Source organism: Ignavibacteriales bacterium (genome assembly GCA_016709155.1).
GTDB lineage: Bacteria > Bacteroidota > Ignavibacteria > Ignavibacteriales > Ignavibacteriaceae > JADJEI01.
Map to the genome: position 1 here is coordinate 840,271 of JADJEI010000001.1, position 14,804 is coordinate 855,074.

The 14,804-nt window shown below is 36.1% G+C and carries 10 protein-coding genes and 3 pseudogenes; 3 read left to right on the top strand and 10 right to left on the bottom strand.

Annotated elements, in window-relative coordinates:
* Positions 1 to 139: 139 nt before the first annotated feature.
* Positions 140 to 1,799: pseudogene (locus IPH11_04290) on the bottom strand (family 43 glycosylhydrolase).
* Positions 1,800 to 2,063: 264 nt separating this feature from the next.
* On the opposite strand from IPH11_04290, the gene IPH11_04295 reads away from it, so the two are divergent.
* Together IPH11_04295 and IPH11_04300 are read left to right on the top strand one after the other, a co-directional pair.
* Positions 2,064 to 2,627 (top strand): hypothetical protein, encoded by a 564-nt coding sequence (locus IPH11_04295; GenBank protein ID MBK6912910.1) that lies wholly within the window; start codon positions 2,064 to 2,066, stop codon positions 2,625 to 2,627.
* 104 nt (positions 2,628 to 2,731) lie between these two features.
* Positions 2,732 to 3,115, top strand: coding sequence for a DUF559 domain-containing protein (locus tag IPH11_04300; protein ID MBK6912911.1), 384 nt, complete (start codon positions 2,732 to 2,734; stop codon positions 3,113 to 3,115).
* 450 nt (positions 3,116 to 3,565) lie between these two features.
* Here IPH11_04300 and IPH11_04305 read toward each other — a convergent pair.
* Positions 3,566 to 5,543 (bottom strand): annotated as a pseudogene (locus tag IPH11_04305) (DUF2075 domain-containing protein).
* Between the two features lie 95 nt (positions 5,544 to 5,638).
* On the opposite strand from IPH11_04305, the pseudogene IPH11_04310 reads away from it, so the two are divergent.
* A pseudogene (locus IPH11_04310) lies at positions 5,639 to 6,456 on the top strand (DUF559 domain-containing protein).
* A gap of 62 nt (positions 6,457 to 6,518) precedes the next feature.
* Here the strand turns inward: IPH11_04310 and IPH11_04315 are convergent.
* The 8 genes from IPH11_04315 to IPH11_04350 all read right to left on the bottom strand — a co-directional run bounded on the left by IPH11_04315 (position 6,519) and on the right by IPH11_04350 (position 14,701).
* Positions 6,519 to 6,680, bottom strand: a complete 162-nt coding sequence (locus IPH11_04315; GenBank protein ID MBK6912912.1) for a hypothetical protein — start codon at positions 6,678 to 6,680, stop codon at positions 6,519 to 6,521.
* 255 nt (positions 6,681 to 6,935) lie between these two features.
* Entirely contained in the window at positions 6,936 to 7,457 is a 522-nt protein-coding gene (locus IPH11_04320) for a DinB family protein (GenBank protein MBK6912913.1), read from the bottom strand.
* Positions 7,458 to 7,606: 149 nt separating this feature from the next.
* Complete coding sequence (locus IPH11_04325; GenBank protein ID MBK6912914.1) at positions 7,607 to 7,819, bottom strand: hypothetical protein; 213 nt, start codon at positions 7,817 to 7,819, stop codon at positions 7,607 to 7,609.
* A 114-nt stretch (positions 7,820 to 7,933) separates the two neighbouring features.
* Positions 7,934 to 9,340 carry an MATE family efflux transporter gene (locus tag IPH11_04330; protein MBK6912915.1) on the bottom strand — a complete coding sequence of 469 codons (1,407 nt, stop codon included), beginning with the start codon at positions 9,338 to 9,340 and terminating at the stop codon, positions 7,934 to 7,936.
* 122 nt (positions 9,341 to 9,462) lie between these two features.
* Positions 9,463 to 11,052 carry a T9SS type A sorting domain-containing protein gene (locus IPH11_04335; protein ID MBK6912916.1) on the bottom strand — a complete coding sequence of 530 codons (1,590 nt, stop codon included), beginning with the start codon at positions 11,050 to 11,052 and terminating at the stop codon, positions 9,463 to 9,465.
* Complete coding sequence (locus tag IPH11_04340; GenBank protein ID MBK6912917.1) at positions 11,012 to 11,476, bottom strand: hypothetical protein; 465 nt, start codon at positions 11,474 to 11,476, stop codon at positions 11,012 to 11,014. Before IPH11_04340 ends, IPH11_04335 begins: the two co-directional genes overlap by 41 nt.
* An 86-nt stretch (positions 11,477 to 11,562) precedes the next feature.
* Positions 11,563 to 12,588, bottom strand: a complete 1,026-nt coding sequence (locus IPH11_04345; GenBank protein ID MBK6912918.1) for a PD-(D/E)XK nuclease family protein — start codon at positions 12,586 to 12,588, stop codon at positions 11,563 to 11,565.
* Between the two features lie 34 nt (positions 12,589 to 12,622).
* Positions 12,623 to 14,701 carry an exodeoxyribonuclease V subunit gamma gene (locus tag IPH11_04350; GenBank protein MBK6912919.1) on the bottom strand — a complete coding sequence of 693 codons (2,079 nt, stop codon included), beginning with the start codon at positions 14,699 to 14,701 and terminating at the stop codon, positions 12,623 to 12,625.
* Positions 14,702 to 14,804: the final 103 nt, after the last annotated feature.

Below are 14,804 nucleotides of genomic sequence, written 5' to 3' on the forward strand. Positions count from 1 at the left end.
GTTATATCAATACCCCAAGTTTGGAATTATTTTGCAATTGCTCGCTGTAACCGAATGAATACCTGAATTGCTCACTTTATTTTGAAGTTATTTTTTTTGTTTATGCCGTGAATTCTCAAAGACAAAAAAAAGGAAACGTTCACTCACAAAATTTAACTTCACTCAATTCAGAAGCACCAGATTCGTTGAAAGACTCTATTGCAAAGTAATATTCCAGATCAATTGTCAGCGCTCTCAACTCTAATTCTGTTTGTCTATCCGCAAACACTTGATAAGTTTCATACAATTTATCCGGCTTGATACCCCACAAAATATTATAGCCGACTGCATCCGGTACAGAGTCCCATTTGATAAAAACATTTCTTCTGTCGTTGTCACGTTGAACGGAAAAATTATCCGGCGTGTTTGGTAAAGCGCCGTTATAATTTCCAAAAATTCTTATATCGCTTATTGCAAGATTTTTAGAAGCGGCATAAATATGTTCATACTTGATATAGCGTGCTGATACCGGCAATGGAAATTCAATGTACGCATTTGGTCTATCGTGTCTTTCATTTGTCAGGTCGGTGATTAATTTCCAATTTACATTATCAGACGATGAGTATATTTTAAATTGTGTATAAACAGTTGAATCGCTTTTATAAATATTATTCTGAAAATCCGTGTAGTTGATTTGCAAAGCATTAACAGTGCAAATTTTTCCCAAATCAAGAACAAGCCATTGATTCGAATTATTTTTTTCAGCCACCCAAAATGTCCTTGGATTTTCATCCGTTAAATTATCCGTCGAATAATTTTCAAAGGTGGAGGCAGATAAAACATTTTTTTTATAAGATAAAAGCATCCAGCCTGTAAATAATTCGTTTGAGGTATTCCATTTCTTGTCGGGAATAAAATGCGGGAAATCTCCAAAGCGTGTGTCGGAAAACATCAGCCCATCATTATCAAACCCCTCCGGAAACATTGCAATTCGTCGTTCAAAATTCCAATTGACTGCAACCCACGGTGTTCCGGTGTTCCACCAGTTGCCGTAATTATCCTGAAAAGTATTTCCATGTCCGGCGCCGGTTACAAATCCCCCCGGCTTATATGACACAGGATTGTTTGGAGCGTATTCAAAAGGACCCAGCGGCTGTTCGCTTACATAAACTCCGTTGGCGTAAACATTGTATTCTGTTCCGGGAGCGCCATACATTAGATAATATTTTTTGTTGAACTTAGTCATCCACGCGCCTTCAACAAATGGTTTGATCGTATCGCGATGATCATAACCGAATCTCTCCCATCCATTCAATTCCGGGTGAAGGTAAATTAATTCTTTGGCTGCATTTTTATAAACTAGTCCATTATTCTTATCCAGCTCATCACCAAAAATTGGATAAATATTTGACGAGCCCCAATACATATACCATTTGTTAATTTCTTTGTCGTAAAAAATACAAGGATCCCACGGACCACCAATACTATCAGCAAGCAATGGAAGCGGAAGATTTAAATAGTCAAGATGACCTGAAGTTGGATCAGTCATAAAATAAATTGGTCTCTGTGCAAAAGTTGATTGAAAAAGCAGGAGTGTGTCGTTGTACGAAAGTGCTGCCGGCGCACATATCTTCCACAGGCCATTTGTCGGGCTTGACGTAATTCCAATGAAGTAAATCTTTTGAATGCCACCACCCTCCTGATATTGTAACAAACAAATAATATTCACCATTATGATTTACAATTACAGGATCAGCACCGGAGCGGTATGATATGCCCAAATCTTTCTGTTCAAAATTATATTGATAATTTATATCCATCGGATTGCAGTAAGTTCTGATTCCGGTTGTTTGCTTTAAGTGGTAAGCTGATAAACACAAGCAGCAAAATTATTTTCATTTCGGATTTATTCCTTTCAATAAAATTTTTTACAATGTAAATCTCATTAAGTAAAGTGACTTTAACAAAAATTCCTTCCCCTTGATATTTTCACTTTGCATTATTCCTCTTTGCTTCGTAAAGAATAATAACTATTTTATCACCGCTTAATTCAATTAAACTATTTATAAACCTAAGGAGTAAAGATGGTACTGTTAATGGATCTCTGGCTTCCTATACTGCTTTCTTCAGTTGTAGTGTTTCTCGTTAGCTCTGTTGTTCACATAGTTTTTAAACATCATAACTCTGATTTTCAGAAAGTATCTTCAGAAGATCAAGTGATGTCTGATCTGCGTAAAGCTAATTTATCCCCCGGTGACTATGTACTTCCTCACACGACGGATAACAAAGTCAGAAACTCTCAGGAGTTCAAAGATAAAATGAATCAGGGACCTGTTGTTATGATGACTGTTTTTCCTTCGGGACAAACAGGGATGGGGGCATCACTCACTTTGTGGTTTTTGTTTTCTCTGGTTGTAGGAATTTTTGCCGCATATATTGCCGGACACGCACTGCCTGCAGGTGCCAATTATCTTTCCGTTTTCCGTTTCACCGGCACAACTGCTTTCATTGGTTACGGTCTTGCACTCGTGCACGACAGCATCTGGTACAAAAGAAAATGGAGCACAACCTTCAAGTTCATTTTTGATGGATTGATTTATGCTTTATTCACCGGTGGGGTTTTTGGCTGGCTCTGGCCTGCAATGTAATCTATATTTTTAAGCAATAAACACACCCCTTTTAAATTCCCCTCTTGAGAGGGGATGCCGAAGGCAGGGGTGTGTTGCTTTACTTATCAGCAAGTCCATATACAATGAAATTCAAATCAAGAAGAAAAATACTCAACTACAATCCCGCATTAAAAGAAAAAGCACGTGAGCTAAGAAACAACAGCACACGGACAGAAATTCTGCTCTGGACTTTCCTTAAAGGCAGACAATTACGCGGGTACGATTTCCACAGACAAAAACCAATTGATGAATACATAGTTGATTTCTTTTGCAGTGAACTTTTACTGGCAATTGAAATAGACGGGCTCTCACACATTGGCAAAGAACTATATGATTCCAAAAGACAAAACAGATTAGAACAACTCGGTGTTAAATTTCTAAGATTTAAAGATGAAGATGTTTTTTATAACTGCGATTATATTGTTAAAGAAATAGAAAAATGGATTGATAATAATGTAAAACAGTAATCCAACACACCCCTTCTTTTCCCCTCTCGAGAGGGGAACAAAAGGGGTGTGTTGCTTGCTAATAAATATAACCCCTGCCCTGTCACTCCGTCCGCCGCGGCGGATTGACCCGAAATCTAAGAGAAGAAGATTGGCGGTATTGTTAAAATCTTTTGTCATACCGAGCGAAGTCAAGTATGACCTCAACAAACTAACTAAAAAATATTGGTGGTATTGTTAAAATTTTGTTAGACTTTTTAAGGTTCTGTTTCATACTGGCGAAGCTATCTCTATGGTAGCTGTCTCAAAAAGGTGTGTAAATTCCCCTCTCGAGAGGGGAAAGGAAGGGGTGTGTTGCTTAGCTAAAAAATATAAGCCCTGCCCTGTCACTACGTCCGCCGCGGCGGATTGACCCGGAATCTAAGAAAAGAAGAGTGGCGGAATTGTTAAAATTTTGTTAGATTTTTAATATTATAATTCTTTAAATCCAATTTCTTTCAAGTACTCAAAAGTTGAATCATAAAATGAAGGAGGGCGAGTATGATCATCTTTGTCTCCTGGTGGAACAACAATCACCATCCCTTGTCGAGCGCGGGTTAACAGTACTCTATAAGCATTCTTCAGATAAACCTGTCTTTCGAGTTTATTAATTCTTTGCCAACGATTTCCTCTGAACGACCAATGTTGCCAACCATTTTTTGTAAATCTAAAATCTGCATCCCATGTAACGCAAACCCAATCAAGTTCTAAGCCTTGTACCTCAAACTCAGTAGCAACATCTTCCAGATAATAAGAAGATCGAACATCTTCTTTTTCTTCAAGAAACCAATGAACGGGATCCATTGGTGATTTTACAAAAATGCATTCAGGCTTTAGTCTCTCAGCCTGCGAAGAAACAACAATCCCATATCGCTCTGTTCCTCTTGCTTGTTCTTTAAGCCATTGTTTTGCTTTAGACAAATCTCGGGTTATTACAATGGGATAATTTGAATTAATATTTTTAAGTGTTGATTTTGCATCATCAACATTAAATCAAGAATTTGTTTTATTAATAATGAAACGTTTTCTGCACGGAATGAACGCATAGAAACAGAAAGGTGTAATGAATCATTAAAGGTAATATTCGTTCTTCCATTTAAATTATCTATTGTATCGCCTGCTCCATATTCACTATCAGTGAGTCTTGAAGAAATATAGACATCCCAATCTTTAAAAGAAGATTGAATCGAATTTATCCACTCGCTTATGCCTGCTTCGCCAGTATTTATCTCTTGACCGCCACCAACTAAACAGACTACAACAGCCCAGTCCTTATGTCGATCTAAACACGAAATGAGAAATTCTGGTTCTGATTGCTTAAAATTTGGTTTATTTTTTTACGTTTCATAAAGTTTGATGTTTGCTCTAAAGTCCAAGCTCTCTGGGCTTCATCAAACAATGCAACGTGTTCAGGTGGGGTACTTAGATCAGTTAAACAATCATCTCTAAAGTTGTGTACATTTTGAATTTTAGATTTAACTGCACTGTGTACTACACCCTTTTTTGTTCTTATTCCGAGTTCCTTATCACGTTTAACTTTATCTCTAACTAAAGCTTCTTTCAGAATTTTTACAAGCGGTCCATTCCCAGATAAGAAAACACTGTACAATTCATTCTTTTCATCAGAATATTTATTTGCAATATTTAATCCTACAAGGGTTTTACCAGCCCCCGGCACACCCGTCACAAAACAAATAGATTTTCTTCTTTCTATTTTTAAGAAGTCTATAATCTTATAAATTTCTTCAGATGTTCTGCTGATATTAATTGCGCTTGCATCACTACGTGATATTTCACTTACAGAGTGACCAAAATACAAAGCCTTTGCCGCTTCTATAATAGTGGGTGTTGGTTTGTAATGACCACTTTCCCAATATTCCTTTTCAATTACTTCGCCATCGCAAAATTTTAGAACATCTTTAATAACTTCCGATAATAATTCTACATTGCTATTAATTGGGTAAAGTAATTTATCATTGTGTGGTGTTGGTGATACTGTTGTATATGAGTGCTTTGCCTTTGTGGCAATTAAAATAGGGGCGATAAATTGTTGGTGACTCGTTTCGTGAAAGTTTTTCAAGTCTAAAGCATAATCCATCACTTGATCAATAGCATAAGAAGTAAATTCTTTTTCACCAATCTTAAACTCTAAAACAAAAATAACTGAGCCAATAAGTACAACTGCATCAATTCGTTGACCCATACGTGGGATTGAAAACTCAAGATAAATTGAACCATTTTCTCTATACGCCTCTAAAACTGCTTTTAATATTTTGATTTCTTCTAGCCAAGAATGTTTCTGGGTTAATTGATCAGAAAAAGGACTATTTAAACTTAGCCTACCTATTATCTCTTCATCTGATGAATTTAGAAATTCAGAAATTGTACTTGAGTAAAATGCGCGATTCATAGTTTGACTTAGATTCTGCCTTCGAGTAAACTCTTTGGAATAATGATTTCATATATTTAATTATTCTTTTAATTAAAATTAGTAAAATTATTTGTATGAGTATTCAAGAAAGATTATTAGTTGGAATTATAAATAACAATAGAGATTTCGAAATCATTCGAGATCAACATTGGTATCGTATTCCTATTGATAAAGCTGGAAAACTTTTAAAGAGACGTTGGCCACCTAAGTGGATTGGTTTTTATCAATCCGGGGGTGTTAAAAATAATTCTTTTATGATTAGTCACTATGCAAAAATCACAGCGATATCCGAAGTCTCCCGTAAGACACTTTTTCCAAATGAAAAGAGAATCCAAAAACAAATGCGCTCTATTACAAAATATCTTTTAATGAATTACTTGCTTTACCTAAACCAATTCTAAGTCGCAGATGGCGTAGAATCGTTTTCATACAAACAACACTCGATAAATTTCTTAAAGCAACTGAGATAAATGATCTCTACGACGGAAGCACTCTTGAGGACAAACTTTGGGCAGCACTTAAACAAAATGAAATTGAAGCCGAGCGACAAGAGTTAATTCAGGTTGAGCAAAAATTTTACTTTTTAGATTTTGCAGTTTATTGTATGAAAGGTAAAATTGATATTGAAACAGATGGTGATAAGTGGCATCACAATCCTGAAGCTGCATCAAAAGACAATATTCGGAATAATGATTTAGCTTCTCTCGGTTGGAACATTATTCGCTTTAATACAAATCAGATAAGAGAACAAATTCAATCTTACTGCATTCCACAGATCAAAACGAACATAAATAATTTTGGTGGGATTAAAATTGATGAGACATTTTCTAAACGATTTCTCCGATACAGATCAGATTCCAATCAATGTAATTTTTTTGAAATTACAGACTAACCTAAGTGATTCTGCATAAGAAATTCTATAATCAACTTTTAAAGTTATTTACCCTGAAAAATCTAAACAATTCGTTCAATTTTCTTCCCCTCCATCAAAACTTTCAATAATCTCTTTCCTTTCATTTCAAGGCAGCCAATAATAGTTCTAATGAATTCCCCGGTAATCGGTTTGCTCGTTTCAGGTGTTACTTTTCTGTTTGTAGTTAGTTTTACTGTTTTCATTCTTACAAATTTCTTGTAATACTGCCGGTAAAATAACACATAGAATTTCTGATAATCATCCATTGCGTGGAGGATTTGTCAACAGGGAAATTAATGGGAAAGAAGCGAGAGACAAGATGTTAATGAAGATAAAAGATTAAAGTAAAAAGATAATATGATTTCAAAATTCAAAAATGTCGAACGTGAGACGAAAGAAGCAAGAGGGAAGACTGCTATTCAGTCGAAGCAATTCAGGTAAGCGCCGGATATTTGCGGTTAAAGATAATTTTCTTTAATAAAAGATATGTGGTGAAGCTCGTGTCCGGCAATGTGATAAGCCAATGCCCGCACTGTTGCTTTGTTGCCGTCGGCAGTACCTTCCCTGATCAGTGCTTCATTATCCAGCCCGTTAAAAAGTGTTATTGTTGATTTGCGCACGGCCTCGTATTCCTCAAATATATTTTTCAGTTCCCTCTCATTTGCATTTGAGTGAAGCGCAAAATCGTCCTGCTCAAAACCCGGGAGCTTTGTTTTATCATTTCTTGCAAAACGCATTGCACGGTATGAATAAATTCTTTCGTCATCAATAATATGGACAAGGATTTCTTTTATAGTCCATTTGCCCGGGGCATAATGGTAAAGCAGCTTTTCTTCAGGCAGTGATAGAATAAAGTTTCTTGTTAACCTGAAATTTTCTTCCATGTGCATTAACACTAGTCCGTCATCGGGAAGCAGATCAATATACATAGAAGCATATTGAGGATATTCGCCGGGTTTTGGTTTTTGAATTATTTTCATAATCAGATTTCTTTATTCAAACTTAAGCAGGCAAGAAGCGAGAGACAAGAAGTTTAATAAAATGATAAATGTTGAATGAAAGAAGAGAAATGTGAGCCAAAAAATGCGAGAAGAAGGAGGTGAGACGAAAAATTCAGAAACTTGAAACGCTATAATTCTCGTTCAATTTTCTTTTCTTCCATCAAGGCTTTCAATAAGCTCTTTCGTTTTATTCCTAAAATCCCAACGTTGGATCTTATTTCTTCGGGTGTGGCAAGAGGTACTATTTTTATTCCATATGTGGGAGCAGATATCCTGGTTAATAAACTCGCCGCTTTTTCGGAGGAGCTGCAGGAACTAAAGAAAAAATATTCCTGAAACATTTACTCCTATTAATTCAAAAACATCATGCATCCGATCACCAAAGCAAGTATAACAATCAATCTGCGTAAATCTGCCTGATCTGCGGAATCTGCGTTCTATTTCTTCGGGAATTATCAAACCTTAATCGTTTTCCACTTCCCTTTCTTAAATAAGAAATATCCAGCAATAGAAAATAGAGTTTCGCAAATTACCACCGTCCAATAAACCCCCGGTGCACCTAAAGAAAGCTGCACCGATAATAAATAAGCAAGCGGTATCTGCATCAGCCAGTAAATGACGAGATTCATAATAGTTGGAGTGCGTGTATCACCCGCCCCGTTAAACGCCTGCACGAGCACCATCCCAAATGCGTAAGAAAAGTATCCAAGTGAAAATATATTTAAACATTGCGCCGCAGACTTAACCACCTCCTTTTCGTCAGTAAAAAAATCGGCAATATCATCCGAGAAGAATAGGAATACGATCATCACAATTCCCATAAAAATTGCATTGAAGAACCCCGTACGCCAGACAGATTTTTCAGCACGTTCAGGTTGAAGTGCGCCAAGGTTTTGTCCTACCATTGTGGCGGCTGCATTTGAAAACCCCCACGCAGGCAGAATTGTAAATATTATAATTCTAATTGCAATAGTGTAACCTGCAAGAGCAACACTTCCAAATGTTGACATAATCCTCATCAGAAAAATCCAGCTCGCCGAACCAATAATAAACTGGGCAGTAACTCCCGAAGAAAGTCTAACAAGTCTTACAACAATATCATTTTTGTACTGCCAGTTGCCACTGTGAATTTTAACAATGCCCCTTCCCTTCGCCAGATGATAAACCTGGTAACAAATACCAACTGCGCGTCCGATTACTGTTGCGATTGCCGCACCTTCAATTCCCCATTCGGGAAAAGGACCAATACCGAAAATGAACATCGGATCAAGAATGATATTAATAGAGTTCGCAATCCACAACGAACGCATTGCAAGAGCAGCATCACCGGCACCGCGGAAAATCCCGTTAATCAGAAATAACAGGATAACTATTATGTTGCTGCCAAAAATAAGTCTTGTATATCCCGCCCCCTCTGCAATAATCATTTCTGATGCACCCATCAATCTTAAGAAATCTTCCGCAAATAGAAGTCCTGCAATCATAATCGGTCCAGCAATAATAAATGCAAGATAGATTGACTGCACCGCTGCAATTGATGCACCCTCGTTATCTTTTTCCCCGACACGTCTTGCAATCATTGCAGTGGTGCCCAAAGCCAAACCCCACCCAAGCGAATATGTAATTGTCATTAGTGATTCAGTTAACCCTACTGCGGCAATTGCATTCACACCAATTTTACTAACAAAGAAAATATCAACTACGGCAAAGAGCGATTCCATAACCATTTCAAGAGTCATCGGAATCGCAAGCAGAATAATTGCACGGTCAATATTTCCTGTCAAGATGTTTGCATCTTCACCAGCTATCCCAAGACGAAGGAGATTCCAAGCCGAGGATATTTTTTTAAGAATAAAGTTCATAAATATTTTTATTGTTAAAAAAGAATTTTGTGAAGATAGGAAATGATGAGCACTTCATTAAATAAAAAATGCCCGACCGGTTTATGGATTTCCTGATCGGGTAGTTTAAAAGTAAACAAAAGCTATTGCATCAAAATCATCTTCTTTGTGCTGATAAAGCTGCCGGCACGCAGTTGATAATAATACACACCGCTTGAAAGGTTGAAAGCCTGTCCTTCAAATTCAACTTCGTAATTGCCGGGCTGCTGCTGTTCATTTACGAGTGTAGCTATTTCGTTACCGAGTACATCATAAATAATAACGTTACTTCCAGGACCCTTCTGCAAATAGATTGGAGTAGAAGGGATCGTATATTTTATTTTTGTTGTTGGATTGAATGGATTGGGATAGTTCTGCTCAAGTGAATAATTGAAAAGCTGAATTTGATCATCAACATCTGTAAATATTGCCACTATTGTCAGCGTTTTTAAAATGAAATTATCAGGATCGAAAGAAACACTACTAACTTCACCTTGCACTGTTAAATCAAACGGCTGCACCTGCTGATCATTAAATATTGTAAGGGTTGTATCGCCTTCCGCAGTAGTAATTTTAATTTTAATCGGCATTGTAAAAAAAGCAGGATTTGAATTAACCTGCTGCTCAAAATTCAAATGGACAAAATATGTGTTGCCTGATTTTTTTTCGCTGCTCCAGGTAACAGTGTAGTGAGGATAATTTTCGCCATAAATCCATTCCTGAAAAAAGTAGTTCAGGTCCATTCCGGAAACCTCTTCGGCAACTCTTTGAAAATCTTCTGTTACAGCAACATCATATTTGAGAACTGGATCATTAGCATAATCTTTCATGATTTTAAAGAAGATACTATCACCAACCACACCTCTTAGCATGTGCAAAACAGTTGCGCCTTTAGAATAACTTCTCGCACCATTAAAAATTTCACCGATGTCTGTAATGTCTTCGACCCAAATCGAACCCTGCGCATTTTTCGCATTCGACATTTCACCGTTCATATAATTTTTGTACCCTGTTGTTCCATTTACAGCCTCAAGGTAAATACCTTCAAGATAAGTAGCAAAGCCTTCATTAAGCCAGATGTGATGCCAATCTTTGCAGGTGATCATATCGCCGTACCATTGATGAGCAAGTTCGTGTGCGACGAGCAGATCGGAATAACCACCGACGGAAGTAATAGTCTGATGTTCCATTCCCCCACCCCAGCCAAATTCTGCGTGTCCGTATTTTTCATTTATGAAAGGATAAATACCAAATCTATCGGAATATATTTCGAGCATATCAGTGGTTTTATCCAAAACCGCCTGCACTGATGGCGTGAATGATTCTGGATAAACATAATGAGTGACAGGCATTGAGTATGTTTCATAATTAAAAGTCTGCTCGTACAAAAAGAAATTAGGTATCGCTAAAGAAATAAGGTAGTGGGAAATCGGATAACTATTGTTCCATTTATAGGTATGAGTACCATCAAAATTATTAATAACTTCTATTAAGCTTCCGTTTGAAACCGGAGTGAGGCTTGTATCAATAGTTACCCAAACATCCGATGAATCAGCTTTGTCTGCAGGTGTATCTTTACACGGAAACCAATCGCTTGCGCCGTATGGCTCGCTCAGTGTATAAATTGTTGGTATTGAATTATGAGTGTCATATTCAAAACTGCCGAAGCCGCTGGAGCCGGGGGTTCCCGTCATATATTATAATTAAAAATAATTTTTCACCGGCAGAGTAAGTTCTATCAAGTGTGATATTTATTTTTCCGTCTGAATGAGTAAAGAGGAGTGGAGTTCCAGAAATAAGAACAGAGTCAACTGTTAACGAATTTTGTAAATCAAGAAAGATAAAATTAGTTGATGCTGCGCTGTCACTAATTTCACAATCAATATTTACCTCGCCTAAAATGAAAGGGCTGGTGTAATCAATAAACAAATTTAATTTGTAATACGTGATATCAATTTGCGGATCACCGGGATAGTCAATATCAAAGTACTGTTTCCCCTTTTCAAAACTTTCTTTTTCTGAAATTCTTATTTGTCTGTTTTCTTCAACAAAACTTTTTTGCTGTGCAAAGGAAAATCCAAATGCAAAAACTAAAATTAAAACTATACTTCTTCTCATTGTCTGCTCAAATATTTATTTATGTTAAACAAACCTACATCAAATTAAATCTGAATTCAAACCAGATAATCACAAACGTTGATGCATTATCCATCAACTTCCTGAATTCTGCAGACAGAACGGAAATTACAGAAACCGCAAATTTTATTCTCGCGGTCCACAAGAGTGCTAAGATTAAATTTTCCTTCGGAAATAAGTAAAGAATATTTATCAATTGCTTCAATACAAATTTTAATCATTTCATTGTTCGAGTTGATCAGTTCTTCATCAGATTTTTTATCTGCCGCTTTTAGCAAGCTTACAATTTTTTTCCCGAATTCCTTCTCAGAAAACTTTAATGAATAGATATAGCCGTGCTGCGGTTTCATATCCTTATTCAATTGCGATTTAATTAGTTCAGAGGCAGCTAACATATAAAGCGGAATCTGCAATGAAAGACCCAGGGTCAGTTCATCAGTTTTTGGCTTTTTACCTCCGAGCTTGTAATCAACGATACTGAATACACCATCCTTCTCATTTATATCAATCCTATCTATTTTCCCTCGCAGAAATGTATTCCCGGTTTTAATTTTTATTTGTTGATTTTGTTTTGAATTATCTTTCTCCAATTCGCCAAATGCGGTTTCAAAAAACATTGGAACAAAACCAGTGTCGGAGTTTCTTTCCTGCAATAGAAACTGATAGAGTATTGAATTTTGTTCAATGCCATTAATCCCGAGAATTTTTTCCTGATCATAAAATGAAAAGAATGATTTGAAGTTTGCCTCGCTGATATTTTGTCGCGCTGTCTCAAATAAAAGTTTTTTTGCTTTCTGAAAATCCTTTTCCGAACAACCGGCGAGAATTATTTTTTGCTTAGTCAATTTAGTATAAAACTCGTATAGAATTTTGTGGAGGAGGCTGCCCATTTCAAGTGCTTCAAAATCTTCAGATGGCTTTTGAGGAGGTTCAAGTTTCAAAACTCTTTCGGCAAAATACTTGAATGGACATTTGGCATAAGTTTCAAGCTGTGATGTTGAATAAATATTACCCTTAAATGATTCAAGCTTTGATTTAGCTTCAGACGATATGTTTGAGCAGATATTTCCGCCGTAAATAGAATTGCTTCCCACCCCTCAAGCCTTTCTTTGTCAGCTACTATTTTTTCTAAAATTTCTTCAATGCTGATTCCATTTTTTTTGCCTGCAGGATTACCTGATCATCATCAACACTATTCTTTCCGATTAGCCGCGAAACTAATGAATCAAAACTTTTCTCATCCTTCTTTCCAATCTGAAAAGACTGTTTGAATTCTGAAAGGAAATTTGATTCAACAAGTTGAGCTTTATCATCTGAATCACTTAATGAAAAGTATAATTTCTTTCGCCATGAACATAGTGCCTGATAAAATCTGTATCGTTCTTCAGTTTGATGAATTTCTTCTTTCTTTCGAAACGAACCCGAAAAAAATATTTCGGGGGAGTACTTCGTCGGCAGATCACCGTCGTTCATTGCCGCGATGAAAAGATAGTCAAATGTAAGTCCGCGTATTTCATCCAGTGTAGTAATTTGAACACCATAGCCGGGAATTTCGTGGACATTATAACGGGCTGCGTTTACAGCATTCCGAATATTATTGAGGAAATATTTCAGCGGGAAAGTTTTATCAATTCCTTCCTCAAGTTTTAGAACCTCGAATAACTCTTCAACGACTGATAAAAATTTATTGAATCCACGTACGTTCAATTCAATGTTCTTGTCATCCCCCCCAAGCAGGTTCTTTAATACTCCAGATGACAAAATAAATTTTCTAAATTCTGTTTTGAATTCGTTAATAGAAAGATTTTTATGAAATGGGTTAAGTATATCATAAATCAAATTAATGTCTTTCAATGCCTTGTTTAGTATTCTTGCTTCACGCTCCGTATCAGTATAATCATCATATTCGTACATTCCAGTTTTTAATGCGGTTTGTATCGAATTACTCCAGTTATCATACCCTGAAATTATTTTAAGTTCAATTGAAACCTTTAACAAATTTGATAGATCCACCTCCCCGACGTTTATGTAGCTGTTGTTTAATGCACGGAATATATTTCTGTAATAAAAATCATTCTCCAGAATTTCGAGAAAATTTACTATTGAAATTACAGGTATGCACGTGTTTAAGGGAATTCTGTCAGTCAAGTTGAACGGAATTTCATATTGATTAAAAGTATATCTGATCAAGGGTGAGTATTTTGTTATAAGATTAAAAACGACGCAAATATTTGCTGGTGGAATTTTTTCACTTATAATAATTGACTTAATTTCTTTTGCGATAATTTCAATTTCCTTTTGACGATTCGAGGCACAGAGTTCTGTAATCAAATCTTTGTATGTAGTGATAGCCCTACCTTTATTAAGAAATAGATTCTCCTTTACTGCTTTTTGAAAGGTTAAAGCAGAATTCGGTGATGAATCTTTAATAATGTTAAACAGTTTTTTAGTCAGGCTATCAACACATTTATCAAGATGATTAAAGATAAATGTATTTTCGTTAAAGTAATCAAAATTTATAAACAGTTTGCTCTTGCTTACCGATGCGGACATATTAATAATTTCTATCTCAGGAGAAGTGAATTCATCAAAACCATTTACTATGATCAATTCAACTTCGGGATAAATTTGCCTGAACGCTTTTGGAAATTCAATTTCATTCATTGAGATTAATTCTGAATAGAGATCCCCGATTTCCCCAGCCTTAAGTTGGTGACATTTTTGGGAATAAATTCGATAAACATTGATTATATCTTTTGCCTTTAATGCTTCAGCTTTTTCGAGATGCGCCGCTTCTTTCTCAAGTTGCTCCGGAGTTATCCCATGACGATTGTATTCAGAAATTACATTTTGTACCCGTTCAAGTGTACCGGCAGGAATCTCGCCTTTATATGAAGAAAAATAATTAAGCTTGCATTCTCTGAAGCTGTGTTTTAACAGAACCGAAGCAATCGTTTCGTTTAATAAAGAAATACTTTTGGAATTATTAAAAGACAAAATTTTTACAACGAACGAACCGAGTGTTTCAATGTTGATTTCAGAAGCTGAACTGTTTGGAGATCTTGTTATGAATTCTTTTTGAAGCTGCCGTAGTTTACGATTTGTCGGAACAATAATCAGTAATTCGGACAGTTTAGCCGAGTTAATTTTTTGCTCAATTAATAAATCCAGATCAATCTTTGAAATATTTTCTTTCGTTAAAATCATTTAATACTCATTTTAATATTTATACTGATCTTCGGAATGATTGTGATCAATATGCACTTATTGAAAAATAAAGTCCTTGCATTTGAATTTTTAATAGCTAATT

Bases quoted from the DNA above. Each gene is read 5' to 3' on its own strand.
- IPH11_04295 (MBK6912910.1), top strand. From the start codon at position 2,064: ATGGTACTGTTAATGGATCTCTGGCTTCCTATACTGCTTTCTTCAGTT.
- IPH11_04320 (MBK6912913.1), bottom strand. From the start codon at position 7,457: ATGAAAATAATTCAAAAACCAAAACCCGGCGAATATCCTCAATATGCT.
- IPH11_04340 (MBK6912917.1), bottom strand. From the start codon at position 11,476: ATGAGAAGAAGTATAGTTTTAATTTTAGTTTTTGCATTTGGATTTTCC.
- IPH11_04335 (MBK6912916.1), bottom strand. From the start codon at position 11,052: ATGACGGGAACCCCCGGCTCCAGCGGCTTCGGCAGTTTTGAATATGAC.
- IPH11_04315 (MBK6912912.1), bottom strand. From the start codon at position 6,680: ATGAAAACAGTAAAACTAACTACAAACAGAAAAGTAACACCTGAAACG.
- IPH11_04300 (MBK6912911.1), top strand. From the start codon at position 2,732: ATGAAATTCAAATCAAGAAGAAAAATACTCAACTACAATCCCGCATTA.
- IPH11_04325 (MBK6912914.1), bottom strand. From the start codon at position 7,819: ATGTTTCAGGAATATTTTTTCTTTAGTTCCTGCAGCTCCTCCGAAAAA.
- IPH11_04330 (MBK6912915.1), bottom strand. From the start codon at position 9,340: ATGAACTTTATTCTTAAAAAAATATCCTCGGCTTGGAATCTCCTTCGT.
- IPH11_04350 (MBK6912919.1), bottom strand. From the start codon at position 14,701: ATGATTTTAACGAAAGAAAATATTTCAAAGATTGATCTGGATTTATTA.